Source organism: Reyranella sp. (assembly GCF_965228225.1).
GTDB lineage: Bacteria > Pseudomonadota > Alphaproteobacteria > Reyranellales > Reyranellaceae > Reyranella.
The window spans coordinates 990,374-1,014,109 of record NZ_OZ245801.1 but is presented as its reverse complement, the minus strand read 5'-3'; the positions used below and the strand labels follow the sequence as shown (position 1 = coordinate 1,014,109).

The following is a 23,736-nucleotide window of genomic DNA, read 5'->3' as shown; positions in this document are numbered from 1 at the left end:
CTTGAACGTTCGTGCATGACCCTCGACCAGATCCGCCTCGACCGACCGGCCTCCGGCCTGCAGCGCCTCGAAGGGCGGTTCGGCGGCCATGCCTACGACCTGCACCGGCACGAGACCTACGGGATCGGCCTCACCCTCTATGGCGTGCAGCAGTTCCACTATCGCGGCAGCCTGCGGGTGAGCCGGGCGCGGCAGGTTCTGGTCCTGCATCCCGACGAGGCGCATGACGGCCATGCCGGCGAGGGCCGCGCCTTCGCCTATCGCATGCTCTATCTCGATCCGGCTGCGATCTCCCAGGCGCTCGACGGCGCGAGCCCGCCCCATGTCGCGGAGGCGGTCGGACACGATCCCGAGACGGCGAGGGTCATCGAGGAAGCCTTCGTCGACTTCCCGCAGCCTCTGGAGCCGCTGGCGATCGACGCCACGATCGGCCGCCTCGCCGATCTCCTGGCGCGGCGGGGCGACGGCGGCCCCCGCCGGGGACGTGGCAGCGTCGCCGTTCGCGCCGTGCGGCTGGCCCGCGAGTTCCTGGTGGCCGAATCCCATCGTGTCGTGGGGTCCGGCGAGTTGGAGAGGGTGAGCGGGCTCGACCGCTTCACTCTCGCTCGTCATTTCCGGTCGGTCTTCGGCACCTCGCCCCATCGTTACCAGGTCGGCCGGCGCCTGATGCGGGCGCAGGCCCTGATCGTCGAGGGCAGCCCCCTGTCGGACGCCGCGGCCGCCGCGGGCTTCGCCGACCAGAGCCATCTCACACGGCATTTCTCCGCCCGCTTCGGCGTCACGCCGGGCCGCTGGGCTGTCCTGTCGCGACGCAGCTAGAGCGGATAGCGGCCGTCGGTATCCAGGGTGTCGGCCGCCCACCAGCCGCGGCGAAGGCCCGCCAGTGCACCCGTCAGCATGCGCCGGACGGGCGGGATCAGGCAGGCACGGTGCAGGACGAGATCGCGCGGGATCGCGAGCAGATCGTGATGCGACTGGAAGAACGGCGTCAGCAGGTGGCTGGCGGTTCCGTAGAACCGATTGGACGGTCCCCGCCGCGCGGCGAACTGCTTCATCGCCTGCGGCACGTCGCCGGCCTCGGCCAGGCTGCGGGCCAGCGCATGGGCGTCGAGCAGGCCGAGATTGGCGCCCTGGCCGAGTTGCGGGCTGGTCCCGTGTGCGGCATCGCCGATGAACAGGACCGGCCCCTCGTTCCAGCGTGGCAGCGAGACATGGCGGTAGGTCGCGCGTGCGAACGCGCCGGCTTCGACCGCGCGCTCGACGATGGGAGCCGCGTCCGGCCAGAGCGCCAGGGCCTTGCGCCGCATCGCCGCGAGATCGGGCGGCCGGTCGGCCTCCAACTCGGCGGTGGGCAGGCTCCAGAACAGGGTGAGCCGGTCGGTTGCGCTGGGGAGAAGGCCCAGCATCTCCGCCGTGCCGCAAAAGCGCTGGCGCAGCAGGCCCGGTGCGCCGAACGCATGGGTGTCGGGCACGGTGGCCCAGATGCAGCCCCACGGATACACGGGTGCCCGGGCCCGCGGGAACACGCGGGGCCTCAGCGCGGAGTTCCCCCCATCCGCGACCACCAGAAGGTCGAAGGGACCGTGCCGGCGGGCCTTGCGGTCGAGGGCAACCGCCCGGGCGCCCTCGCGCTCGACGTCCACGATCTCGACGCCGGTGACCAGCCGGGCCCCCGCGCCGAGGACCCGGCGGTGCAACAGGTCGAACAGGGGCGAACGGCCAATGCCCAGCGCGAACGCCGCCGGATGCAGGTCGCCATAGGCGAGGTCGATGACCCGGACGCCCCACTGGTTTTCGCCCAGGATTCCGTCGATCCGCGCGCCGGCGGCGACCGCCTCCTGCTCGAGCCCCAGCCCGCGCAGGACCGAAAGGCCGGTGGGCTGCAGCAGAAGCCCGGCGCCTACAGCTTGCGGCTGCTCGAAACGTTCCAGCACGGTAACGACATGTCCGGCATCGGCCAGGAAGCCTGCCGCAGCCTGCCCGGCAATGCCGCAGCCCACGATACCGATCTCAAGAGACCCCAACGCGCTCCACCCTCATAGCCTCTGTACCCCATACAACGAAAAAGGGTGGCCCGCAGGCCACCCCTCGATCCGTTGTTTCGTCGAGCGGCGCTCAGAGGCCGCCGTTCACGACGAGGCACTGGCCGCTGACATAATCGCTATCGGGGCTGCAGAAAAGATAAACCGAACCGGCCGCTTCCTCCGGCAGGCCGCCGCGGCCCAGCGGAATCATCTGGTTCAGCGCGGCGAGGCGGCCGCCCTGGACGCCGATCTTGACGGTACGGCCCTGGACCTCGATCTCGCCGGTCTCGCCCTGGGCCAGCGGCTTGGTGAGGCGGGTCTGGATGTAGCCGAAGGCCACGGCGTTCACGGTAACGTCGTAGCGGCCGAACTCCTTGGCCAGCGTCTTGGTCAGGCCGACGATGCCGGCCTTGCCCGCCGAATAGTTCGACTGGCCGGCATTGCCGTTGACGCCCGAGGTCGAGGAGATGTTCACGACCTTGCGCACGACGCGCTTGCCCTCGGCCCGCTCCTTCTCGACGGCGTCCTTGAAATGCAGCTGGAAGGCGCGAAGGATGCGGAACGGTGCCGTCAGGTGGACGTCGAGGATCGCGTACCACTGCTCGTCGGTCATCTTCTGGATGACGGAGTCCCAAGTGTAGCCGGCATTGTTCACGACGATGTGACAATCGCCGAACGCGTCGACGGCCGCCTTCACGATCCGATCGCCGAAGTCGGGCTTGGAAACGTCGCCGTTGCAGGCCACCGCCTTGCCGCCTGCCTTCACGATCTCGGCGACGGTCTCTTCCGCCGGCGCGTCGTCGATGTCGTTGATCACCACGCTGGCGCCGTCGCGCACCAGGCGCAGCGCGATCTCCTTGCCGATGCCGCGTCCCGAACCGGTGACGATCGCCACCTTGCCATCCATCTGACCCACGTCGTTCTCCTCTTGCTTGCATGGGAGCGCGCCACTCCAGTGGCGCTCATGAGCATGATGCGCCACTGGAGTGGCGCGCTCCTCCTGGTCCTAGTTGAGCGCGACCGTGGCGGTGCCCTGAAGCGTGTCCTGGCCGTTCTGGTTGGTGCACTTGACCTCGAGATCGACCAGCGTCTCGCCGTCCTTCTCGCGCTTGCCCGTGACCTTGCCGGAAACCGTGATGACGTCGCCCACCCAGGTGATCGAGGTGAAGCGCGTGCCGAGGCCGCGGACCTGCTTTTGCGGCACCCAGGAGGTGACGAGACGGCCGAGGAAGGCCATCGACAGCATGCCGTGGGCGAACACGTCCTTGAAACCGAACTTCTTGGCGAAGTCGAGATCGACGTGGATCGGATTGTGGTCGCCGGAGCCGCCGCAGTAGAGGGCGAGCTGGTGGCGGCTGATCGGCGGCAGCACCAGCGGCTTGAGTTCGTCGCCGACCTTCACGTCGGCAAATTTCGGAGCGGTCGCAGTTGCCATGAGTGCCTCCCTTACTTCTTCGCCGCGTCGGGGTTGCGCACGACGGTGACGCCGCGGCCCTTGGCCAGCAGCTTGCCCGCCTGGTCCTTCATCTCCATTTCCTGGACGACGAACCAAAGGGCGCCGCCCTTCTTGTCGTAGATGTCGACCACCTTCTCCTGGCAGGTGACGACGTCGCCCACCACGACCGGCGCGTAGTATTCGAAGTGCTGCTCGCCGTGCAGGATCAGTCCGATATCGACATTGAGCAGGCGCAGCAGCCCGCCCTTGTTGGGATCGTCGGCCTGCAGGGCACGCAGGAAGGTAAGCGGCGCGGTGATGCCGGGGTAGCCCGCTGCCTTGGCCGCGGCCTCGTCCGAATAGATCGGGTCTTCCTCGCCGATGGCCTTGCAGAACAGCTTGATCTTGCCCGCCTCGACGGTGGCGGTGAACGGCGCGAACTCGTGGCCGATGAGCTTCTTGTCGAGCTCCATGGATGTCTCCTCCTCAAACGCGAAAATAAAACGCCCTCGCCTTGCACGGAGAGGGCGCCAAGCGCTCACTGTCATCCCGAGCGAAGCGAGGGACCTTTACCTCGAGCGAAAGGTCCCTCGGCTGCGCCTCGGGATGACAAGGTGCGGGTTATTCGTAGCGGCCGACGATGGCCACGCTCGCGATGTTCTCGCGCGGCGCGCCGCCGAGATTGTGCGTCATGCCGATGCGCGGGTCCTTGAGCTGGCGGGCGCCGGCCTTGCCCTGGATCTGCAGGTACATTTCGTACAGCATGCGCAGGCCCGAGGCGCCGATCGGATGACCGAAGCACTTGAGGCCGCCGTCGATCTGGCAGGGGATCTTGCCGTCGGCGTCGTAGAAGCCGTCGAGCACGTCCTTCCAGCCCTTGCCGGTCTCGGAGATGTGCAGGTCTTCCATGGTCACCAGCTCGGTGACCGAGAAGCAGTCATGGACCTCGAACATCGACACTTCGTCGCGCGGGCTCTTGATGCCGGCCTCTTCGTAGGCCTTCTTCGAGGCGATGCGGGTCGTGTGGAAGTAGCTGCCGTCCCACGAATTGTGGCCCGACTCGGAGCCGTTCGAGACCGAGAGCTGCAGCGCCTTGACGCTGACGATGTCCTTCTTGCCCAGCGCCTTGGCAATTTCGGGCGTCGTCACGATGGCCGCGGCCGCGCCGTCCGACACGCCGCAGCAGTCGAACAGGCCGAGCGGCGAGGCGATCATCGGCGCGTTGAGGATGGTGTCCATCTCGACGGCCTTCTGCAGATGGGCCTTCGGGTTCTTGGCGCCGTTCTGGTGGCTCTTCCACGAGACGTGGCCGATCGCCTTCTTGAGGTCCTCGCCCGACACGCCGTGCGCGGTCATGTAGGCGGTGGCGAGCTGGGCGAAGTTGCCCGGCGCGGTGCCATTGGCGTTCCACAGGACCTGCAGCGGGCCGCCGCGGCCGCCGGGAAGGCCGCCGTAGCCGGTGTCCTTCAGCTTCTCGACGCCCAGCGCCAGCGCGAAGTCGGCGGCGCCGGAGGCGACCGCGTAGCAGGCGCCGCGGAAGGCCTCGGTGCCCGACGCGCACATGTTCTCGACGTGCGTCACGGGAATGTTGGGCAGGCGCAGCGTCATCGACAGCGGAATGCCGGACTTGCCGACATGGACCTCGTCGATGGCGGTCGAGAACCAGGCCGCCTGGAGCTGGTTCTGGTCGATGCCCGCGTCCTTCAGGCATTCCTTGTAGGCTTCGAGCATCAGCTCCTCGGCGCCGCTGTCCCAGCGTTCGCCGAACTTCGAGCAGCCCATGCCGAGAATAGCGACCTTGTCCTTGATACCACGAGCCATTGCAGGTCTCCTTGGTGGTGAGGTTGAACTCTTGAGACTAACGAAACTCTTGAACCGGGAAGGCGAACCGAGCCGACAGGCTTAAACCGGGGTCGCCTTCCAGAAGTAACGCTTGAAGCCGCCGCGCATCTGGTCGTTGTCGCGCATGCGGAAGGTCATGCGCATCTTGGCGCCGACCTTCACCTGATCCTTGTCGCTGTCCGTGAAGTCGGCCATGAACCGCCCGCCCTCGGGGAAGGTGATCATGCCGTAATACGCCGGCGGGTCCGGCGAATAGGTGAGCGAGTCGGCGGTGAACGACATCACCGAACATTCCAGCCCGGCCATCGCGTAGGGGTCCTGGCTGTCCATGGCATGGCAGTTCGGATTGACGCAGACCTGGCTGCGCGGGAACTGCACGGTGCCGCACACCTTGCACTTGCCGCCGACCAGCCCGTAGATCATGTCGCGCTTGCGCCACAGGACCGACAGCGCGGTCTTCTTGTCGAACTCCGCGCGCATGCCCTTGTCGATCGGCAGCATCTCGTTGAAGGCGAGGAACTTCATGTAGTTCTTCTCTTCCTTCCGGCGCGCCATCCAGCCCGACAGGCCCTTGCGCGCGGGAAGCTTGTCCTTCTCGGCCGTGACCTCGAACACCAGGATGTCGACACCCTGGCCGAAAGCCACGACCATGATCTTGTCGCCCGCCTTGGCGCCTTCCAGCGCGTCGACCAGCATGACCAGCGCATGGGCGGCACCCGTGTCGCCCAGCGTCGCGCCGAGCAGGTCGCGCACCGCGCCCTCGCCGATGCCCACCATCTTGGCCATCTGCTTCGGCACCGCCGGCATCAGGCTCGGCATGATGAAGTGCGTGATGTCCGAGCCGTTGAGCTTGCCGGCGGCAAGGGCGGCCTTGATCGCCGGCGGCACGATCTTCGAGTAGCCCTCGTCGCGGATCCAGCGCTCTTCCCAGCCGTAGTCGAAGTCCGACTCGTCGCCCCGGAAGTGATCGACGAAATCCATCGACACCGAATGATGACCGATCAGCTTGGCGATCACGTTCTCGGTGCCGCAGAGCAGCGCCGCGGCGCCGTCGCCGTAGTTCAACTCGTTCGACGAGGCGACGCGGGCCATCCGCTTGTCGGCGGCGGCGACCAGGGTCGGCGCGCCTTCCTTCGACGCGTTGAGGCCGGCGATGAGGGCCGACGTGCCGGCCTTGAGCGAGCCGCCGATATCCGTGGCCGAGAGGTTCTGCTCGACGTTCAGCGCCGTGCCGATCACGCCGGCATTCTGGCGATCCTTGAACGGATGCGTCGTCGAGGCGAAGTAGATGTTGCGGACATCCTCGGCCTTGTGGCTGGTCAGGCAGTCGCGCGACGCCTCGACCGCCATGGTGATCGAGTCCTCGTCCCAATTGGCCATCGAGCGTTCGCCCTTGGCGAGGCCGCGCAGGCCGGCGGCGAACCACTTGTTGGCGTCATAGACGGCCTGACGGTTGAGACGAAGGCGCGGCACATAAGCGCCATAGGCCACGATTCCGACCATCGTTCTTCTTCCTCCACCTGGTCCGACCGAAGTCGGTTCATGAACGAGCGTTTATGGGGTCGCTCTTAGCGCGCTCGCCCATTCCGGGCGAGCCGCTTTTCTTCGCCGCAGCGCAATTTGCGGAATTATCTTCCGGTCTGCGGAACTCCGCCGCTGGCCGGCATTTCGCGCACGAGGTTGCGGTACCCCGCGCCCTCTGGGATGTGCAGGAACTTCTTGCCGTCCTTCTCTTCGACCCAGGGCTGGACGGTGACGATCTTGCGCGCGCCGGCCGCGGCGATCGCGCCCGTGACCGTCTTGCCCTCGGCCAGGAGTTCGAGGTTCTTGGTCGTGGCGTGGACCAGCGTCCGCTTGCCGGCCTTCCCCTCCTCGATCGCTTCCTGAGGTCCGATCCAGACCGAGTCCGTCGATTCCGACCCGTCGTGCAGGGCGATCTGGTCCTCTGGCGCCTCGGCCAGGAAGAACCAGGTGTCGAATCGCTTCGGCACGAAGGTCGGCGTGATCCAGTGCGCGTAGGGTGTCATCAACTCCGTTGCGATCTCCAGATCCTCGGCCTCGACCATGTCGACGATGCTGGCCTCGTCCTTGGCGAGCTTGGCGCGCCAGCGCTCTTCGATGCCCTTCAGGTCGGCCGCCCCGATCAGCGCCCGCTGGCCGCGCTTGCGGGCGAGCAGGACGCCGCATTCCTCGAAGGCCTCGCGCACGCCGGCGACGCGGAACTTGAGCTCGGCATCGTCGATCTTGTCGGCGCCGCCGCAACGCGCCCGCAGCGACTTGTCGCCATCGGCCTCCTCCAGCTTGCCGCCGGGAAACACGAGCGCGCCCGAGAAGGAATCGATCTGGTGATGACGCACCACCATGAACACTTCCAGCGGCGATGCGGCGTCGCCTGGCTGCGACGGACGCAGCAGCAGCACGGTGGTGGCGGGCCGCGGCGCGGCGCCCTCTTTCTTGGGTTCGGTCATCTCTTCCTGCATTCCTGTGACACTGAAGTTTCCCATACAACCAGCGACAGTGCCATTGGGCGGGTGTATCCTGACATTGTCCATTCCGCTCTGAAGGAGCAACGCCATGACAATGTCCACCAATACGCCGCTTCCTCCCAATCTCGCGGAAGGCCTCAAGGTCCTGCGCGCCAAGTGGGGATGGATCGTGGCCCTGGGCGTCGTGTTCCTGATCGCCGGCTTCATTGCGCTCGGCAGCGCCGTCGCCGCGACCGCCTCGGCCGTCATGATCGTCGGCATCATGATGATCATGGGCGGCGTCGCGGAAATCGTCGCGGCCTTCAGCGTCAAGGGCTGGGGCAAGTTCGCCGTCTGGATGCTGCTCGGCCTGCTCTATGTCGGCGCCGGCGTCATCGCCATCGGCAACCCCTTCGCCGCGGCCACCATCCTGACGCTGATGCTGGGCGCGGCGCTCGTGGCCGGCGGCGTGCTGCGCATCTTCCTCGCCTTCAGCATGAAGTCCGCCGGCAAGCCGTGGGGCTGGGTCGTCGTGTCCGGTCTCGTGACCCTGCTGCTGGGCGCCATGATCATCGCCCAGTGGCCGGCCTCCAGCTTCTTCGTGCTGGGCATCTTCCTCGGCATCGACCTGATCTTCATCGGCTCGGGCTGGGTGACGATGGGCCTGGCGCTGAAGAACCGGCCCGCCGCCTGAGGCCTACTTCCGGGTCGGATCCTCGGCGACCTGCACCAGCAGCTTGCCGAAGTTCCGGCCCTTCAGGAGGCCGATGAAGGCCTCGGGCGCGTTCTCGATGCCCTTCACGACATCCTCGCGATACTTGATCTTGCCGGCCTTCACCGCGGCCGGCACTTCCTTCCAGAAGTCGGCCATCTGGCCAAAGTGGTCGGAGACGATGAACCCGGTCACGGTGGCGCGCTTGATCAGCAGCAGGCGCCAGTCGGGACCCGGGCTCATCTGCATCTCGTTGTAGTGCGAGATCAGGCCACAGAGCGGCACCCGCGCGAAGTCGTTGAGCTGCGGCACGACCGCCGCCTGCACCGCCCCGCCGACGTTCTCGAAGTAGATGTCGATGCCCTTGGGCGCCGCGGCCCGCAGCTCCTTGAACAGGTTGCTGCCGGCCGCGCGATAGTCGACGCAGGCGTCGAAGCCCAGCTCGTTCACGACGTAGTCGCACTTCTCCTTGCCGCCGGCGATGCCGACCGCGCGGCAGCCCTTGAGCTTGGCGAGCTGGCCGACGACCGAGCCGACGGCACCGGACGCCGCCGACACCACGACGGTCTCGCCGGCCTTGGGCTTGCCGATCTCCATCAAGCCCCACCAGGCGGTCATGCCCGGCATGCCGAGCACCGACAGCGCGGTCGAGAGCGGCGCGGCGTCGGGATCGAGCTTCATCGACATGTCGCCGGTCGAGACCGCGTAGCTCTGCCAGCCGGCATACTCGACGACATAGTCGCCTTCCTTGAAGCGCGGGTTCTTGGACTTGACGACCTGGCCCACCGTGCCGCCGACCATCGCGTCGCCGAGATTGACGTTCGACGCGTAGCCCTTGGCCTCCGCCATGCGGCCCCGCATGTACGGATCGAGCGACAGCCAGATCGTGCGCGACAGATATTCGCCGTCCTTGGGCTCGGGGATCGCCTGGTCGACGACCTCGAAATCGGCGAGTGTCGGTTCGCCCTGCGGACGCGACTTCAGCAGCACGCGACGATTGGTGGCCATGGCATACTCCGTTGGTTTGCGGCACGGTATCACGCCGATGAAAGCCCGCGAAACGCTGCGCCTCGTCCTGGCCCTCCTCCTTCTGCTATGGAGTGGCGCCGTGACAGCCCACACCCTCACCGAAGACGAACGCGCCCTGATCGCGGCGACGCAACGCAACGACGTCGAGACCGCGCGCCGATTGATCGCCGCCGGCACCAGCGTCAACGCCCAGGACGAGAAGCGCGACAGCGCCTTCCTGCTGGCCGGCGCCGAGGGGTGGCTGGAAATTCTGAAACTTGCGTTGAAGGCCGGCGCCGACCTCAAGAGCACCAACCGCTATGGCGGGACGGCGCTGATCCCGGCCTGCCATCACGGCCATGTCGAGACGGTACGCGAGCTGCTGAAGACCGCAATCGACGTGAACCATGTGAACCGGCTCGGCTGGACCGCCCTGCTCGAAGTGGTGATCCTGGGCGACGGCGGGCCGGCCTATATCGAGATCACGCGCCTGCTGCTCGCGCACGGTACCGACGTCAATCTTCCCGATAACCAGGGCGTCACGCCGCTGGGTCACGCAAGACAGCGCGGCCAGCTCGAGATCGCCTCGATCCTGGAGGCCGCCGGCGCGCGCTGAATGAGTGAGTCCCGTACCTACGTCTGTCTTCCCGGTGCCTGGATGGGTGCCTGGTCCTGGAAATTCGTCATCGAGCGCCTGGCGGCGGCGGGCCATGACGCCCGCGCCCTGCCCTTTCGCGGCATCGGCGAGCGCGCGGCGGAACTCTCGCCCGAACTCGACAACGACGTGTTCCTCGCCGACACGATCGCCACCCTGGAGAAGGAAGACCTGCGCGACATCGTGCTGGTCGGCCACAGTTTCGGCAGCCTGATCGCAACGCTGGTCACAGACCGCATCCCCGACCGCATTGGCCATCTCGTCATCGTCGACGGCGGCATCGCGACCGACGGCCAGTCGATCTTCGGGCGCATCCCGCCCGAGATCGTGGCCAAGCGGAAGAAATTGATAAAGGTCGTGAACGACACCGAGGTGCTGCCCTTCGCGCCGGTCGGCAGCCTGATCATCGACGATCCCGAGCTGGCTGTCTGGACCCACAGCCATCTCACGCCGCACCCCGTCGCCTGCTACACCAAGCCGATCACACTCCATCATCCCGCCGGCAACGGCCGCCCGATGACTTACATCGCCTGCACCAAGCCGCGCTATCCGGTGTCGGCCGGGATGCACGAGAAGGTCCAGGCGATGCCGCATGTCCGGTATCGCTCGATCGAGGCCGGCCACAACTGCATCCTTTCGGCGCCCGACCTGGTGGCCGCGGAACTGCTGGCGGTTCCGCTTTAGTCGGCTTTCTTAAAACGGCTCCTTGTAGGGGCGCAGGTCGATCTCGTGCGTCCAGGCGCTACGATGCTGGCGGTGCAGGTGCCAGTAGCTGTCGGCGATCGCGTCGATGTTCAGCAGACCGTCCGGCCCGGCTTTCTCGACTCGGTCGGGCATGCGCGAGAGCAGACGTTCGCCCGCGATGCCGCCATCGATGATGGCGTGCGCGACATGGATGCCCTGCGGCCCAAACTCGCGCGCCATCGACTGCACCAGCAGGCGAAGCCCACCCTTGGTGGCATTGAAGGCGGCAAAGCGCGGCCGGCCGCGCAGCGAGCCCGAGGCGCCGGTGAAGATCACGGTGCCGCGGCCCAGCGGCGCCAGGCGGCGCATGGCTTCCCGGCCGAACAGGAAGCCGGCGAAGCAGCCGACCCGCCAGGAGTCCTCGAAATGCTGCGCCGTCATCTCGCGGAAATCGACGGCGGCGTTGTTGCCCATGTTGAAGACCAGCAGGTCGGCGGGCGCGCCGTCCGCGTCGTCAGCCATCGCCTTGTCGAACAGCGCGACGACCTGGTCCTCCTTCGTGCCGTCGACCACGACCGCGGTGGCCGCGCCGCCCGCCTCGCGGATGCCCTGCACGACCTTGTCGATCTTGGGTCCGGTGCGGCCGGCGACCAGCACGTGATAGCCCTCTTTCGCAAAGCGGCGGCTCGCGGCCGCGCCCAGGCCGCGCTCGGCGCCCACGCCCAGCACAACCGCCTTCGTCTTCTTCGCCATGTTCGCTCCTCGCAACGCCGTTGCACGGAACTTGCGGTGCCTAAGGCCCCTTCGCTACGGTCGATCGCATGAAATTAGCTCCATACCCCATGATCGATCTCGACCTTCGGGCGCCGCTCGATCGACATCCCGCCACCGTGCTGCCCGACTGGATCGACTGGAACGGCCACATGAACGTGGGCTACTACGTCGTGGCGTTCGACAAGGCGACCGACACGCTCTGCCAGCAGTTCGCCTGCGGCTGGGAATATACGCGCGACAAGATCGGCATGACCTTCGTGCTCGAAGCGCACGTGACCTACGATCGCGAGGTCAAGGAAGGCGACGAGCTGCGCATCACCACGCAGATCCTCGACCACGACGCCAAGCGCATCCACTACATCCACATGATGTATCATGCGAAGGAAGGCTATCTCGCCGCCACCAACGAACTCATGCTGATGAACATCGACTATCAGACCCGCCGCTCGGCCCCGTGGCCCGACTTCGCCATGGAGCGCATCGAGAAGCTCGCCGCGGCCCACGCAGCCCTCCCCCGCCCGGCCCAGGCCGGCCGCCTCATCGGAATCAAGAAGAAGTAACAGCGTCCATGCTTCAGTCCCTGCCGTACGAACTTCCCGAACTGATCACCCGCGCCCCGCTCGACACCCACCGCTCCACCGTCCTTCCGGAATGGGTCGACTGGAACGGTCACATGAACGTGGCCTTCTATGTCACCGCCTTCGACCAGGCCTCCGGCGCGTTCATGCGCAACATGGGACTGGGCCGCCGCTACGTCGACGGCAAACTCGGAATGACCTTCGTGCTGGAGACCCACGTCACCTACGACCGCGAGCTGCGCGAGGGCGCGCCGCTGCGCTTCACCACCCAGCTGCTCGCGCGCGACGCCAAGAAGGTCCATCTCTTCCACGAGATGTATCATGCCGAGCAGGATTATCTGGCGGCCACCAACGAGACGATCGTGATGAACATCGACTACGAGACGCGGCGGTCCGGCCCCTGGCCGGTGCCGGTGACCGAGCGGCTCGACGCCATCTGGGAGACCCACAAGGTCTTGCCCAAGCCGGCGAAGGCCGGCCGCGTGATGGGACTCACCAAGCGATGACGGTTGGCGAGGCGTTCCCGACCACGCCTCGCCTGCCCCTCCGATACGGGCTCATGAACGAAATAATCGAAATATCCGAAACAACTGAAACGGACTCGCCCTGAACCAAATGCGGTACCAAGATACCGCGCCGATCGGCGCCTGGACTTGCGCCTTTCCACTTCAACCTCACCCACACCACCTCATCCTGAGGAGGCCCGAAGGGCCGTCTCGAAGGATGGGCAACGGACAGTGTGCTTGTGCCCACCCTTCGAGGCGCGGTCCTGCGGACCGCTCCTCAGGGCGAGGTTGGAGGCGTGTTTCGATCGCGTTCGGAGGCTCTACTTGCCCGCAAGCTTCGACAGGGCCTCGCCGCTGAGGCGATAGGGCAGCCAGTTGCGGATCCAGCGATAGCCCAGGCGCTCGTAGAAGCCGCGCGCCGGGTTCCAGTCGAGCACGTTGAGGTCGATGCGCTTGTAGCCCTTGGCTTCGCATTCGCGGGCCAGGCCCTGCATCAGAGCGCGCGCCACGCCGCCGCGACGTTCCTCGGGCACCACCCAGATATCCTCGATGAAGATGCCCCGTGCCGCGGTCCAGACCGAATAGTTGAACGTGTAGAGCGCGAAGCCCACTGGCCTTGTCCCACGCTCGGCGATCAGGGCGCCGAATTGCGGGTTCTCGCCGAAGCCGTCGCGCGCCAGGGTCTCGGGCGTCGAGCCCACGGCGTCGGGCTCGTCCTCGTAGGTCGCCAGATCGACCGAGAAGCGATGCAGCGTATCGACGTCCGCGACCGTGGCCATCCGCACGACGAGCTTCTCGGGATCAGACGGCAAGATAGCCTCCATCGACCGGCAGGATGGCGCCGGTGATGTAGCTCGCCGCCTCCGAACACAGGAACACCACCGGCCCGGCCAGCTCCTCGGGCTGCCCGACGCGCTTCATCGGCACGTGGGCGAGGAAGCCGTCCAGCTTCTTCGGGTCGGCGCGAGTCACCTCCGTCATCGCGGTGGCGATGATGCCCGGCGCCAGCGCGTTCACCCGCACGCCGTCGGGTGCCAACTCGGTCGCCAGCGCCCGCGTGAACTGGGCCAGGGCGCCCTTCGACACCGGATAGACGCCGCTGCCGGCCGGCGCGACGAACGAATTGATCGAGGCAATGTTCACGATGCTGCCCTTGGTGTGCTTGAGCTGCTCCACGAAAGCCATCGTGACGTTGAACGGCCCCTGGACGTTCACCTCCATCGTGCGTTCCCAGCGCGCCCGGCCGTCCGGTTCGGTCAAGCCGCCGCGCAGGAAGATGCCGGCATTGTTCACCAGGATGCTGATCGGGCCGACCAGCAGCGAGACGTCCTGCGCCAGCTTCGTGCAGCTCTCCGCGTCGGTGACATCGAGCGCATGGCCGCGCGCCTCGCCGCCCGCCTTGACGATGCTGTCGGCGATCGCACGTGCAGCATCCAGATCGACGTCGGTGACGATGACGCGCGCGCCGGCCGCCGCGAGGCCTCGCGCGATGGCGGCGCCGTTGCCCCGTCCCGCACCGGTGACCAGCGCCAGCCGGCCCTTGAGCGTGTCCTTCATGCGTCCTCCATCGTCTCGCGCGCGGCTCTCAGCGCCTCGTGCAACACCGCCTCGTCGCCCACATGGTTCGCCAACAGGAGGATCAGCCGCGCATCGAAGGCGCGGCACTGTTCGTCGTTGAGCCCGCGATGCGCGTCGACGATCGCGTTGTAGACATCGTCGGGGCGCGCGAGATTGAGCGTGCGGCGCAGGGCACCGGTCGTGATCTCGGCCATCGCAAACTCCTTCAGCCGTTGCCCGTGGCCCGCGTGACTGCCGCCGCAATCGCCGCCGCATCGAAACTGCGCCAGCGGGCCGCGACATAGCGGTCGGGCCGGATCAGATATGTCGCGCCCGGCCGCGCATCGTAGCGCTGGCGGGCGAGCCCGTCGCCCGCAATGCGCACGCAGGTCACACCGGATGGAAGGTCGCCGGTCGGCATGTCCGTGCCGCCGAAGGTCAGCACCGTGAAGTCCGGCCCCAGTCGATCGAGCAGCCAGCCGCTGCCGTCCCGCCCCACCGGCGCATCGAGCATCGCCCGCCCGGGTCCCGGCCCGCGCAACCAGTCCGCATCGGCGTCCGGCGTGTCGAGCGGCGAGCCCGGCTGCGCGGTCGGCACCGAGAGGCGACCGCTGTTGATCAGCGCACGCGCAAAGGGAAAGTCGCGCGCCAGCGAGAGGGTGGCGTCGCGGAAGGCGCGCGAAGCGGCGAACTTGGGCGTGATGAAGTCTGTGCTGCGCGTCGAGTTCAGGATGTTCTCCTGCGCCGCGGCGCGACGCTCGCTGCAATAGCTGTCGAGCAGCGATGCCGGCGCCGCGTCCCGCAGAACCATCGCCAGCTTCCAGGCGAGATTGTCGACATCGGCGATGGCGCCGTTGCCGCCGCGCGCGCCGAACGGCGAGACGACGTGCGCGGCGTCGCCGGCGAAGATCACCCGGCCCTGGACGAAGCGCTCCATCATCCGGCAGGTGAAGGTGTAGACGCTGGTCCACTCATGCTCCCAGCGCGCCTCGGGACCGAACATCTGGCGCAGGCGCCGGTCGATGTTCTCCGGCTTCTTCTCCTCTTCCGGATCGGCGTCGGGGCCAAGCTGGAAGTCGACGCGCAGCACGTTGTCGGCCTGGCGGTGCAGCAGCACGGAGTTGGTCGGGTGGAACGGCGGATAGAACCAGAAGCGCCGTTCCTTGGGCAGCTCGCTCAGCAGCCGGATGTCGGAGATCAGGAACCGGTCGTGGAAGACCTCGCCGGGATAGGGCAGGTCCATCAGGTGCCGCACGGTGCTGCGCACGCCGTCGCAGGCGACCAGCCACTCGGCGTCGAGCGCGTAGCCCCCGTCCGGCGTCTCGACCTCGACCGTGACGCCTTCCTCGGCCGGCGTGACGGCAACGACCTTGTTGCGGAACCGCATCTCGATGAGGGGCTCGGCGAGGCAGCGCTCGAAGAGATACTCCTCCACGTAATATTGCTGCAGGTTCACGAAGGCCGGGAACTTGTGGCCGGGCTCGGGCTGCAGGTTGAAGCGGAAGACAGGCCTGTCGTGGAGATAGAGCTCGCCCTGCTCCCAGGTGATGCCCTTTTCGACCATGCGGCTCGCGACGCCGAACCGATCCCAGGTTTCGAGACTGTGCTTGGCCTGGCAGATCGAGCGGCTGCCCAGGCTCACCGTGTCGTCCTCGTCGAGCACGACCGATGGCACACCGCGTTTTGCCAGCGCCAGCGCCAGCGTCGGCCCGGCCATGCCGGCGCCGACGATCACGACCGGCCGGCGCGTGCGCTTACCGTCGAGTTCAGGCGGCTTTCGATACTCGTAATGTCGATAGGTGTAGGAACTCATCGGAGCGCGCCACTCCAGTGGCGCTCATGATGCGCCACTGGAGTGGCGCGCTCCAAAGCCATCATCGTCAGTCCACCTTTTCGAGCGCCGCCCACATCTCGATGTCGCGTTCGGCGGTCCAGATGCGCGGATGGTCGAGGCCTTTGGCCTCGTCGTAGGCGCGGCTGACGTCGAACGGCATGCAGTGCTCGAAGATGACCCAGTTGCCGTAGCGCGGCTGCAGCGCCGTCATGGCCTTGTCGTAGGCCACCTTCAGCGAGTCTCCGGCTTCGGCGCTCTTCTCCACGACCTTGTAGAGATCGCTCAGGAACGCCTGGGTTCCGGCGATCCCCTCCTCGACCGGGCCTTCGCCCATCAGCGCATCGCCGCGGCCGGGCACCAGCGCCTCGGCCTTGAGGTCGCGCAGCTTCTGCAGGGTCTCCGGCCAGTCCTTGTAGTGGGCATCGCCGCAATAGGGCGTCGCGCCATACTCGACGAGATCGCCGCTGAACAGGGTCCGCTCCTCGGGCAACCAGACGATCGTGTCGCCCTTGGTATGGCCGCGGCCGGCATGGATGATGTCGACCTGCAGCTTGCCCAGCCACAGGGTCATGCGGTCCGCGAAGGTGATGGTGGGCCAGGTCAGGCCGGGAATGGTCTCCGCCGCCTGGAACAGCCGCGGAAAGCGCTGCAGCTCGGACTTGTAGTCCTGCGCACCGCGCTCGACGATCATGTCGCGCGTGGCTTCGCTGCAGATGATGTGCTCAGGGCTGTAGCCGCTGGCGCCCAAAACGCGCACGGCATGATAGTGCGACAACACCACGTACTTGATCGGCTTGTCGGTGACGGTGCGGATGCGCTCGATCACCTGCTCGGCCATCTTGGGCGTCGCCTGCGCGTCGATCACCATGACCGCATCGTCGCCGACCACGATGCCGGTATTGGGGTCGCCCTCCGCGGTGAAGGCATAGGCGTGCTCGGACAGACGACTGAAGGTGATCTTCTTGTCGGTCATATCCGCCTGCGAGGCGAACGCCTTGGCCATCGATGTCTCCCCCGTTGTCGCTTGACGCGAACCTAGGCAGCGCGCCGGCCCTGAGTCAAAGCGTGGCTATTCACAGGCGGGTCAGTCGCTGCCGTATCTGTGATAGGTCGAGCGATCGCCGGTGCGGACGCTGACATCGAAAGCGTCGCCGTCGCGCTCCATCCGGAGATTCACGACGGAGCCGGCCGGGCCGATCGCCCAGAGCTTGCGATAGAAGTCGCCGACATCGTCGAGCACATCGCCGTTCAGCGCATGCAGGATGTCGCCGCGTTGCAGGCCGGCACGATCGGCGGGCCCGCCGTCGGAAATGCCGCCGACCACGAGCTGGCCCATATGCTCGACCGTATAGATACCGAGCCAGGGGCGCGGCGGCGTCGACAGGCGGCCGGTGGAGACCAGTTCCTCGAAGATCGGCTTCAGCCGGTTGATCGGCACGTACATGTTGCCGGGAAAGGCTGGCGATCCCGGGCCCAGCGCCTCCTGCACCAGCAGCGAGCCGACCCCGAGAAGCGCGCCGTCCTGGCCGATCAGGGCGGAGCCGCCCCACAGCGGATAGGCCGGCACGGTGAAGATGGCGCTGTCGAGCAGATACTCCCAGTAGCCGGCGAACTCGCGCCGGCCAGCGACCTTGACCTTCAGTGCTGCCTTCTCGCCGCCCAGGCCTGCGACATAGGCCTCGCCGCGCAGGATCAGTGAATCGGAATCGCCGAACGGCATCGGCTTCAGCGGGACCGGACTCTCGGTCCGCACGAGGCCGAAGCCGCTTTCATAGTCGTAGCCGACGATGCGGGCGGCCGTCTCGTTGCCGTCGATGTCGGTGATCGTGACCGTGTCGGCTTCCATGATGAGATAGCCGATGGTCAGGACGAGCCCCTCCTCGTCGACCACGATGCCGTGACCTTCACGCTCCGTGCCCAAAGTCTGCGCCGAGCGGCGACTCTCCGGAATGGTGGTCTTGACGCCGACCACGGCAGGCAGCGCCGCCGCGACTGGAGGCGGCAGGTTGGAGCCGCCGCCGGGGGTGCGGGCGACGACGCCCTCGTCGCCGGGGGGCGGCCAATGGCCCGACCCGTTCGCGGAACCGTTCAACCCTCGGGCCATCCGCTCACCTCCGCCGCGCACAATGCGCGTCCACAGTCTCAAAGATAGGCGTCCGCCGTCGCGATTGCTATATGACGGTGCATGGCGCCCCCCGCCGATCCGTTCGAAATCACCGATGACCCCGTTCCGGCCGATACCGTGCCGGCGCGGCGGGCCGTCACGTCCACCGCCCATCTCGACGGGCTGAACGACGAGCAGCGTCAGGCGGTCACCCATGCCGGCGGCCCTTTGCTGGTCCTGGCCGGCGCCGGCACCGGCAAGACTCGCGTGCTGACCACGCGCATCGCCCATCTGCTGCTCACCGGCCAGGCCCGGACGTCGCAGGTCCTCGCGGTCACCTTCACCAACAAGGCGGCTCGCGAAATGCTCGACCGCGTGGCGAAGCTGATCGGCGGCGCGGCGGACGGTATGTGGCTCGGCACCTTCCACGCGATCGGCGTGCGGGTGCTGCGCCGGCATGCCGAGCTGATCGGGCTGAAGAGCAATTTCACCATCCTCGACACCGACGACCAGACGCGGCTGATCAAGCAGCTGCTGCAGGCCGAGGGGATAGACGACAAGAAATGGCCGGCCCGCATCCTGTCCGGGATCATCCAGCGCTGGAAGGACCGCGCGCTGACGCCGGACAAGGTGTCGGGCGCCGAGGCCGGCGACTTCGCAGGCGGCCGCGCCGCCGACATCTACCGCCAGTACCAGGAGCGCCTCGGCGAGGTGAACGCCGTCGATTTCGGCGACCTGGTGATGCACTGCGTGACCCTTTGGCAGACGCATCCCGACATCCTGGCGATCTATCATCGCCGCTTCCGCCACATCCTGGTCGACGAATACCAGGACACCAACGTCGCGCAGTATCTCTGGCTGCGGCTGCTGGCGCAGGGCACGCAGGACGTCTGCTGCGTCGGCGACGACGACCAGTCGATCTACGGCTGGCGCGGCGCCGAGGTCGGCAACATCCTGCGCTTCGAAAAGGATTTCCCCAACGCCACCATCGTCCGGCTGGAGCGCAACTATCGTTCGACGCCGCACATCCTGGCTGCCGCCTCCCACCTGATCTCCCACAACGAGGGACGGCTCGGGAAAACGCTGTGGACCGACACCAAGGAGGGCGAGCGCATCTCGCTGCGCGGTGTCTGGGACGGCGACGAGGAAGCGCGCACGATCGGCGAGGAGATCGAGGCGCTGCAGCGCGACAAGCACAAGCTCGCGCAGATCGCCATCCTGGTGCGCGCCGGCTTCCAGACCCGCGAGTTCGAGGAGCGGTTCATCACGATGGGCCTGCCCTATCGCGTCATCGGCGGCCCGCGCTTCTACGAGCGCCAGGAAATCCGCGACGCGCTGGCCTATTGCCGCGTCATCATCCAGCACGACGACGACCTGGCCTTCGAGCGCATCTACAATACGCCGCGCCGGGGTCTCGGCGAATCGGCCCTGCGGACTCTGCGGCTGATCCAGCGCACGCAGAAGATCTCGCTGTTCGAGGCGACGCGGCGGGCACTCGAGACCGACGAGCTGAAGGCGCGCCCGCGCAAGTCGCTGGGCGACCTGATCCGCAACTTCGAGCGCTGGCGGGCAATGCTCGACGGCATGAGCCATGTCGAGGTGGTCGAGACCATGCTCGACGAATCCGGCTACACCGACATGCTGCGCCTCGACCGCTCGCCCGAGGCGGAAGGTCGGCTCGAGAACCTGAAGGAGCTCGTCAACGCCCTGCAGGAATTCGATTCGCTGCAGGCGTTCATGGAGCATGTGGCGCTGCTCACCGACATGGCATCGCGCGACGACACCGACATGGTGAGCGTGATGACCCTGCATGCCGCCAAGGGGCTCGAATTCGACACGGTCTTTCTGCCGGGCTGGGAGGAAGGCCTGTTTCCCAACCAGCGCGCGCTCGACGACAAGGGTCAGGCCGGCCTCGAGGAAGAGCGCCGGCTGGCCTATGTCGGGCTGACGCGGGCGCGCAAGCGGGCCTATGTCTCCTTTGCCGCCAACCGCCGCGTGTTCAACCAGTGGCAGGCCGCCATTCCGTCGCGCTTCCTGCGCGAACTGCCGCCCGCCCAGCTGGCGCAGAGCAGCGACGCCGGGCTCTACGCCACCTATTCGGCCGGTCACCATGGCGGCCTGCGCGACCAGGCCAGCGGCTTCGAGTATGAGAGCCTGGGCGTTCCCGGCCGCCGCGGCCGTTATCGCGACGAGACGATCGACGATCGCCGCGCGACGGAGGGCGACCGGGTCGATCTCAGCATCGGCCAGCGCGTTTTCCACCAGAAATTCGGCTACGGCCTCATCGTCGCCGTCGACGGTAACAAACTCGACATAGAATTCGAAAAAGCCGGCCCCAAGAAGGTGCTCGACAGTTTCATCGAAGCCGCCTGATCAAGAACCGCAGGAGAGAAACCCCATGTTCCGCCGCTCCGCCCTTGCCCTCGGCTCCGCCCTGGGTGTCGTGCTCGCTTCCGGCGCCGGCTTCGCGCAGACCGGCAAGGTGACGGTGGTCACCTCCTTCTCCAAGGACGTCACCGACCCGATCAAGAAGGCCTTCGAGAAGGCCGTGCCGGGCGCGACGCTCGAAGTGCAGAACCGCAACACCAATGCCGGCGTGAAGTTCATCGAGGAGACCAAGGGCAACAACCAGGTCGATCTCTTCTGGGCGTCCGCGCCCGACGCCTTCGAGGTGCTGAAGGGCAAGAAGCTGCTCAGTCCCTACAAGCCCAAGGCCACCGGCATCGCCGAGAAGGTCGGCTCCTATCCGGTCAACGACAAGGACGGCTTCTATTCCGGCTTCGCCGCCTCGGGCTACGGCATCATGTGGAACGAGCGCTACGTGAAGGCCAACAAGCTGCCGACGCCCAAGGAGTGGCAGGACCTGGCGCAGGCGCCCTACTTCGACCATGTGTCGATTTCCGCGCCCTCGCGCTCGGGCACGACGCACCTCACGATCGAGACGATCCTCCAGGGCGAAGGCTGGGACAAGGGCTGGCGCATGACCAAGGACATCGCCGGCAACCTGCGCACCGTGACCGACCGCTCGTTCGGCGTGCCGGAGGCCGTGAACTCGGGCCAGGTCGGCTACGGCATCGTGATCGATTTCTTCGCCTTCTCCTCGCAGGGCGCGGGCTTTCCCGTGAAGTTCGTGTACCCCTCGGTGACCACCCTCGTGCCGGCCAATGTCGGAGTCGTCGCCAATGCGCCGAACAAGGCCGGCGCCGAGGCCTTCATCGAATTCCTGCTGTCGCCCGTGGGCCAGGAAGTCCTGCTCGAACCGACGATCCGTCGCCTCCCGGTGCGTCCCGAGACGTATGCCAAAGCGCCGGCCGACTATCCCAACCCCTTCAAGGACAAGAACCTCCAGGGTCTCCTGACCTTCAACGCCGAACTGTCGGAAGGGCGCACCGCGGCTGTCGACACGCTGTTCGACCAGCTCATCACTTTCCAGCTCGAGCCGCTGAAGGCGGTGACCAAGGTGCTGCACGAGGTCGATGCGGCGCTGAAGAAGAAGGACAACGCCCAGGCCCGCGCGCTGGCCAAGGAAGCGCGTGACCTGATCGCCGCCATGCCGATCACCGCGGCGCAGGCCGCCTCGCCCGAGATCAAGGCGGCCTTCACCGGCGGTAAGGAGAAGTCTGCGCGCCAGGCCGAGCTGGAGCAGCAATGGGCCGCCTTTGCCAAGGAGAAGTACGCTGCCGCCAAGGCCAAGGCCGACGAGGCGCTGAAGCTGGCGCGATGACTGAGGTGAACGTTCCTCCCCCGTCATACGGGGGAGGTGCCCGAAGGGCGGAGGGGGAGAGCCCCAGACGAGATCCTCCGTGTTGCCTTGCCCCCTCCGCCCTTCGGGCACCTCCCCTTCGCGGACTCCGCGAAGGGGAGGAAAGGTTTTAGATGCAACGCTCCCCCGGGCAAATCGCACTGGCCCTCGCGATTGCTTTGTTTCTTGGCGTCTTCCTGATCGTGCCGGTGGTGACCGTCGTCTACGTCGCCTTCACCGAGAAGGGCGGCGGCGGGCTCACGCTCGTGAACTTCCTCGACTTCGGGCGCACCGACCTGTTCGTGCGCTCGTTCTGGAACTCGGTCTACGTGTCGGCGATGACGGTCGTGTGGGCCTCGGTGCTGGCGCTGCCGCTGGCCTATCTCACGACACGCTTCGAGTTCCGCGGCGCCATGCTGGTGCAGACGCTGGGCTTCCTGCCGCTGATCATGCCGCCCTTCGTCGGCGCAGTGGCGATGCAGTTGCTGTTCGGCCGCAACGGCTCGGTGAATCTGCTGCTAGACGAATGGTTCGATTTCAAGATCGGCTTCATGGAAGGGCTGAACGGCGTCATCTTCCTGCAGGCGATCCACTATTTTCCGTTCATCCTGGTCAACCTGTCGGCCGCCCTGCGCAACATCGATCGCAGCATGGAGGAGGCCGCGCAGAACCTGGGATCGCACGGGCTGCGCCTGTTCCGCCGCATCGCGCTGCCGCTGGCGCTGCCGGGCTACATCGCCGGCGCCAGCCTGGTGTTCGTGAAAGTGTTCGACGACGTGGCGACGCCGCTGCTGCTCAACGTCAAGGAGATGCTGGCGCCGCAGGCCTATCTGCGCATCACCTCGATCGGCATCGACGATCCGATGGGCTACGTGATCTCCGTCGTGCTCATCCTCGTCGCGGTGGCGACCATGTGGGCGACGGCGCTGGTCATGAAGGGCAAGGACTACGCCACGACCCAGCGCGGCGGCGGCGGCCTCGCGCGGCGCCAACTGCGGCCGCGCGAACAGGCGCTGGCCTATGCCGTCGTGATCTTCATCCTGGCGCTGGTGCTGGCGCCGCATGTCGGGCTGGTGCTGCTGTCCTTCGCCACGGTCTGGTCCTACAGCCCCCTGCCCGACGGCTTCACGCTGGCCCACTACACGCGCGTGCTGGGCGACAGCTCGGTCTACATCAAGAACACGCTGCTTTATGCCGGCCTCGCCGCCACCATCGACGTCGTGATCGGAGGCGCCATCGCCTATCTCGTGCTGCGCACGCGCCTGGCCGGCCGGCAGTGGCTCGACTGGGCCGCCAGCACCGCGCTCGCGGTGCCCGGCGTGGTGCTGGGCATCGGCTATCTGCGCGCCTTCTACGGCGTGAACCTGCCCGACGGCACGCCGCTCGCGACACTGTGGATCGTGATCGTGCTGGCCATCGCCGTCCGCCGCCTGCCCTACGCGCTGCGCGCGGCCTATGCCGCCCTGCAGCAGATCTCGGTCTCGCTGGAGGAGGCGGCCGAGAATCTCGGCGCCACCAAGGCGCGCACGGTGCGGCGGGTCGTGATCCCGCTGATGACGGGCGGGCTCCTTGCCGGCTTCGTCACCAGCTTCGCCACGGCCGCGGTCGAGCTGTCGGCGGTACTGATCCTGGTGCAGTCGAACTCGGATGCGCCGCTGGCCTACGGGCTCTACGTGCTGATGCAGACTCCGGCGGGACGCGGCGCCGGCGCGGCGCTGGGCGTGATCGCCGTGCTCATCGTGGCGATCTGCATGTGGCTGTCGCAGCTCGCGGTCGACCGCTCGCAGCGGGCCCGAGGGCTCGACATATGACGGAG

At 67.0% G+C, this 23,736-nt stretch carries 24 protein-coding genes; 9 read left to right on the top strand and 15 right to left on the bottom strand.

Annotated elements, in window-relative coordinates:
* Window positions 1-15 precede the first annotated feature (15 nt).
* Window positions 16-819, top strand: coding sequence for an AraC family transcriptional regulator (locus ACO07K_RS04940; protein WP_422034785.1), 804 nt, complete (start codon window positions 16-18; stop codon window positions 817-819).
* Here the strand turns inward: ACO07K_RS04940 and ACO07K_RS04935 are convergent.
* From ACO07K_RS04935 to ACO07K_RS04905, 7 genes are all read right to left on the bottom strand, one after another.
* A complete protein-coding gene (locus ACO07K_RS04935) occupies window positions 816-2,024 on the bottom strand; it encodes an FAD-dependent oxidoreductase (RefSeq protein ID WP_422034784.1) in 1,209 nt (402 codons plus the stop codon). The two genes, ACO07K_RS04940 and ACO07K_RS04935, sit on opposite strands and share 4 nt — an antisense overlap.
* 91 nt (window positions 2,025-2,115) lie before the next feature.
* Window positions 2,116-2,940 (bottom strand): SDR family NAD(P)-dependent oxidoreductase, encoded by an 825-nt coding sequence (locus ACO07K_RS04930; protein ID WP_422034783.1) that lies wholly within the window; start codon window positions 2,938-2,940, stop codon window positions 2,116-2,118.
* 90 nt (window positions 2,941-3,030) lie between these two features.
* Window positions 3,031-3,459: a MaoC family dehydratase gene (locus tag ACO07K_RS04925; RefSeq protein ID WP_422034782.1), complete on the bottom strand. Its 429-nt coding sequence runs from the start codon at window positions 3,457-3,459 to the stop codon at window positions 3,031-3,033.
* A gap of 11 nt (window positions 3,460-3,470) precedes the next feature.
* Window positions 3,471-3,932 (bottom strand): MaoC family dehydratase N-terminal domain-containing protein, encoded by a 462-nt coding sequence (locus ACO07K_RS04920; RefSeq protein ID WP_422034781.1) that lies wholly within the window; start codon window positions 3,930-3,932, stop codon window positions 3,471-3,473.
* A gap of 148 nt (window positions 3,933-4,080) precedes the next feature.
* A complete protein-coding gene (locus ACO07K_RS04915; protein ID WP_422016042.1) occupies window positions 4,081-5,280 on the bottom strand; it encodes an acetyl-CoA acetyltransferase in 1,200 nt (399 codons plus the stop codon).
* Window positions 5,281-5,361: 81 nt separating this feature from the next.
* Window positions 5,362-6,804 carry a hydroxymethylglutaryl-CoA synthase family protein gene (locus tag ACO07K_RS04910; protein WP_422034780.1) on the bottom strand — a complete coding sequence of 481 codons (1,443 nt, stop codon included), beginning with the start codon at window positions 6,802-6,804 and terminating at the stop codon, window positions 5,362-5,364.
* A 125-nt stretch (window positions 6,805-6,929) separates the two neighbouring features.
* A complete protein-coding gene (locus ACO07K_RS04905) occupies window positions 6,930-7,769 on the bottom strand; it encodes an NUDIX hydrolase (RefSeq protein ID WP_422034779.1) in 840 nt (279 codons plus the stop codon).
* A 106-nt stretch (window positions 7,770-7,875) separates the two neighbouring features.
* On the opposite strand from ACO07K_RS04905, the gene ACO07K_RS04900 reads away from it, so the two are divergent.
* A complete protein-coding gene (locus ACO07K_RS04900; RefSeq protein ID WP_295140266.1) occupies window positions 7,876-8,460 on the top strand; it encodes an HdeD family acid-resistance protein in 585 nt (194 codons plus the stop codon).
* A 3-nt stretch (window positions 8,461-8,463) separates the two neighbouring features.
* Here the strand turns inward: ACO07K_RS04900 and ACO07K_RS04895 are convergent, their stop codons facing one another.
* Window positions 8,464-9,486, bottom strand: a complete 1,023-nt coding sequence (locus ACO07K_RS04895) for an NADP-dependent oxidoreductase (RefSeq protein WP_422034778.1) — start codon at window positions 9,484-9,486, stop codon at window positions 8,464-8,466.
* A gap of 100 nt (window positions 9,487-9,586) precedes the next feature.
* Here ACO07K_RS04895 and ACO07K_RS04890 point away from each other — a divergent pair, with 100 nt between their 5' ends.
* Together ACO07K_RS04890 and ACO07K_RS04885 are read left to right on the top strand one after the other, a co-directional pair.
* Window positions 9,587-10,102, top strand: a complete 516-nt coding sequence (locus ACO07K_RS04890) for an ankyrin repeat domain-containing protein (protein ID WP_422034777.1) — start codon at window positions 9,587-9,589, stop codon at window positions 10,100-10,102.
* Complete coding sequence (locus ACO07K_RS04885) at window positions 10,103-10,825, top strand: alpha/beta fold hydrolase (RefSeq protein ID WP_422034776.1); 723 nt, start codon at window positions 10,103-10,105, stop codon at window positions 10,823-10,825.
* A 9-nt stretch (window positions 10,826-10,834) separates the two neighbouring features.
* Here the strand turns inward: ACO07K_RS04885 and ACO07K_RS04880 are convergent, their stop codons facing one another.
* Complete coding sequence (locus ACO07K_RS04880; protein ID WP_422034775.1) at window positions 10,835-11,578, bottom strand: SDR family NAD(P)-dependent oxidoreductase; 744 nt, start codon at window positions 11,576-11,578, stop codon at window positions 10,835-10,837.
* A 68-nt stretch (window positions 11,579-11,646) separates the two neighbouring features.
* Between ACO07K_RS04880 and ACO07K_RS04875 the strand changes: the two genes are divergently transcribed.
* The gene (locus ACO07K_RS04875; RefSeq protein WP_422034774.1) at window positions 11,647-12,159 is read left to right on the top strand and encodes a thioesterase family protein; all 513 of its coding nucleotides are present in this window, start codon (window positions 11,647-11,649) and stop codon (window positions 12,157-12,159) included.
* A gap of 8 nt (window positions 12,160-12,167) precedes the next feature.
* Window positions 12,168-12,683: a thioesterase family protein gene (locus ACO07K_RS04870; protein WP_422034773.1), complete on the top strand. Its 516-nt coding sequence runs from the start codon at window positions 12,168-12,170 to the stop codon at window positions 12,681-12,683.
* A gap of 320 nt (window positions 12,684-13,003) precedes the next feature.
* On the opposite strand, the gene ACO07K_RS04865 is transcribed toward ACO07K_RS04870, so the two are convergent.
* The 6 genes from ACO07K_RS04865 to ACO07K_RS04840 all read right to left on the bottom strand — a co-directional run bounded on the left by ACO07K_RS04865 (window position 13,004) and on the right by ACO07K_RS04840 (window position 18,166).
* The gene (locus tag ACO07K_RS04865) at window positions 13,004-13,495 is read right to left on the bottom strand and encodes a GNAT family N-acetyltransferase (RefSeq protein ID WP_422034772.1); all 492 of its coding nucleotides are present in this window, start codon (window positions 13,493-13,495) and stop codon (window positions 13,004-13,006) included.
* Complete coding sequence (locus ACO07K_RS04860) at window positions 13,485-14,240, bottom strand: SDR family NAD(P)-dependent oxidoreductase (RefSeq protein WP_422034771.1); 756 nt, start codon at window positions 14,238-14,240, stop codon at window positions 13,485-13,487. The genes ACO07K_RS04865 and ACO07K_RS04860 overlap by 11 nt, the downstream gene beginning before the upstream one ends.
* Window positions 14,237-14,455 (bottom strand): DUF2783 domain-containing protein, encoded by a 219-nt coding sequence (locus ACO07K_RS04855; RefSeq protein WP_422034770.1) that lies wholly within the window; start codon window positions 14,453-14,455, stop codon window positions 14,237-14,239. Before ACO07K_RS04855 ends, ACO07K_RS04860 begins: the two co-directional genes overlap by 4 nt.
* Before the next feature lie 11 nt (window positions 14,456-14,466).
* Window positions 14,467-16,053 (bottom strand): FAD-dependent oxidoreductase, encoded by a 1,587-nt coding sequence (locus ACO07K_RS04850; RefSeq protein ID WP_422034769.1) that lies wholly within the window; start codon window positions 16,051-16,053, stop codon window positions 14,467-14,469.
* A 67-nt stretch (window positions 16,054-16,120) separates the two neighbouring features.
* Window positions 16,121-17,077, bottom strand: coding sequence for an MBL fold metallo-hydrolase (locus ACO07K_RS04845; RefSeq protein ID WP_422034768.1), 957 nt, complete (start codon window positions 17,075-17,077; stop codon window positions 16,121-16,123).
* A gap of 81 nt (window positions 17,078-17,158) precedes the next feature.
* Window positions 17,159-18,166, bottom strand: a complete 1,008-nt coding sequence (locus ACO07K_RS04840) for a S1C family serine protease (RefSeq protein ID WP_422034767.1) — start codon at window positions 18,164-18,166, stop codon at window positions 17,159-17,161.
* A 93-nt stretch (window positions 18,167-18,259) separates the two neighbouring features.
* Here ACO07K_RS04840 and ACO07K_RS04835 point away from each other — a divergent pair, with 93 nt between their 5' ends.
* The 3 genes from ACO07K_RS04835 (at window position 18,260) to ACO07K_RS04825 (ending at window position 23,731) form a co-directional block, all read left to right on the top strand.
* Complete coding sequence (locus tag ACO07K_RS04835) at window positions 18,260-20,551, top strand: ATP-dependent helicase (protein ID WP_422034766.1); 2,292 nt, start codon at window positions 18,260-18,262, stop codon at window positions 20,549-20,551.
* 25 nt (window positions 20,552-20,576) lie between these two features.
* Entirely contained in the window at window positions 20,577-21,902 is a 1,326-nt protein-coding gene (locus tag ACO07K_RS04830; RefSeq protein ID WP_422034765.1) for an ABC transporter substrate-binding protein, read from the top strand.
* 152 nt (window positions 21,903-22,054) lie between these two features.
* Window positions 22,055-23,731, top strand: a complete 1,677-nt coding sequence (locus tag ACO07K_RS04825; protein ID WP_422034764.1) for an ABC transporter permease — start codon at window positions 22,055-22,057, stop codon at window positions 23,729-23,731.
* Window positions 23,732-23,736 lie beyond the last annotated feature (5 nt).

Excerpts from the sequence above, each read along its gene's own strand:
- ACO07K_RS04855 (WP_422034770.1), bottom strand. The coding sequence starts at position 14,455 with ATGGCCGAGATCACGACCGGTGCCCTGCGCCGCACGCTCAATCTCGCG.
- ACO07K_RS04845 (WP_422034768.1), bottom strand. The coding sequence starts at position 17,077 with ATGGCCAAGGCGTTCGCCTCGCAGGCGGATATGACCGACAAGAAGATC.
- ACO07K_RS04860 (WP_422034771.1), bottom strand. The coding sequence starts at position 14,240 with ATGAAGGACACGCTCAAGGGCCGGCTGGCGCTGGTCACCGGTGCGGGA.
- ACO07K_RS04925 (WP_422034782.1), bottom strand. The coding sequence starts at position 3,459 with ATGGCAACTGCGACCGCTCCGAAATTTGCCGACGTGAAGGTCGGCGAC.
- ACO07K_RS04870 (WP_422034773.1), top strand. The coding sequence starts at position 12,168 with ATGCTTCAGTCCCTGCCGTACGAACTTCCCGAACTGATCACCCGCGCC.
- ACO07K_RS04895 (WP_422034778.1), bottom strand. The coding sequence starts at position 9,486 with ATGGCCACCAATCGTCGCGTGCTGCTGAAGTCGCGTCCGCAGGGCGAA.
- ACO07K_RS04825 (WP_422034764.1), top strand. The coding sequence starts at position 22,055 with ATGCAACGCTCCCCCGGGCAAATCGCACTGGCCCTCGCGATTGCTTTG.
- ACO07K_RS04910 (WP_422034780.1), bottom strand. The coding sequence starts at position 6,804 with ATGGTCGGAATCGTGGCCTATGGCGCTTATGTGCCGCGCCTTCGTCTC.
- ACO07K_RS04900 (WP_295140266.1), top strand. The coding sequence starts at position 7,876 with ATGACAATGTCCACCAATACGCCGCTTCCTCCCAATCTCGCGGAAGGC.
- ACO07K_RS04885 (WP_422034776.1), top strand. The coding sequence starts at position 10,103 with ATGAGTGAGTCCCGTACCTACGTCTGTCTTCCCGGTGCCTGGATGGGT.
- ACO07K_RS04915 (WP_422016042.1), bottom strand. The coding sequence starts at position 5,280 with ATGGCTCGTGGTATCAAGGACAAGGTCGCTATTCTCGGCATGGGCTGC.
- ACO07K_RS04835 (WP_422034766.1), top strand. The coding sequence starts at position 18,260 with ATGGCGCCCCCCGCCGATCCGTTCGAAATCACCGATGACCCCGTTCCG.
- ACO07K_RS04920 (WP_422034781.1), bottom strand. The coding sequence starts at position 3,932 with ATGGAGCTCGACAAGAAGCTCATCGGCCACGAGTTCGCGCCGTTCACC.
- ACO07K_RS04940 (WP_422034785.1), top strand. The coding sequence starts at position 16 with ATGACCCTCGACCAGATCCGCCTCGACCGACCGGCCTCCGGCCTGCAG.
- ACO07K_RS04875 (WP_422034774.1), top strand. The coding sequence starts at position 11,647 with ATGAAATTAGCTCCATACCCCATGATCGATCTCGACCTTCGGGCGCCG.
- ACO07K_RS04880 (WP_422034775.1), bottom strand. The coding sequence starts at position 11,578 with ATGGCGAAGAAGACGAAGGCGGTTGTGCTGGGCGTGGGCGCCGAGCGC.
- ACO07K_RS04830 (WP_422034765.1), top strand. The coding sequence starts at position 20,577 with ATGTTCCGCCGCTCCGCCCTTGCCCTCGGCTCCGCCCTGGGTGTCGTG.
- ACO07K_RS04905 (WP_422034779.1), bottom strand. The coding sequence starts at position 7,769 with ATGACCGAACCCAAGAAAGAGGGCGCCGCGCCGCGGCCCGCCACCACC.
- ACO07K_RS04850 (WP_422034769.1), bottom strand. The coding sequence starts at position 16,053 with ATGAGTTCCTACACCTATCGACATTACGAGTATCGAAAGCCGCCTGAA.